At 54.0% G+C, this 352-nt stretch carries 1 protein-coding gene; it reads left to right on the top strand.

Features of this window, described 5'->3' with window-relative positions:
• The coding region (locus F0L46_RS27745) for a tropomyosin (protein WP_149822411.1) at nt 1-352 on the top strand (352 nt) is incomplete at both ends.

Raw genomic sequence — 352 nt, 5'->3', positions numbered from 1 at the left:
GAGAAATCTGAGGAGAGGTCCGGCACCGCCCAACAGAAGCTGCTCGAGGCCCAGCAGTCGGCTGACGAGAACAACCGTATGTGCAAAGTGTTGGAGAACAGGGCACAGCAGGACGAGGAGCGTATGGACCAGCTCACCAACCAATTGAAAGAGGCCCGTGTCCTCGCCGAGGACGCTGACGGAAAATCCGACGAGGTTTCGCGAAAACTGGCCTTCGTTGAAGACGAACTCGAAGTCGCCGAAGACCGTGTCAAGTCTGGTGACGCTAAGATCTCAGAGCTTGAAGAAGAATTAAAGGTCGTCGGTAACTCCCTTAAATCTCTCGAAGTATCCGAAGAGAAAGCTAACCAGC

This window comes from Salinarimonas soli (assembly GCF_008386575.1).
Lineage (GTDB): Bacteria > Pseudomonadota > Alphaproteobacteria > Rhizobiales > Beijerinckiaceae > Salinarimonas_A > Salinarimonas_A soli.
Note: the sequence above shows the minus strand (reverse complement) of the source record. Positions and strands in the feature narration are given on the sequence as shown.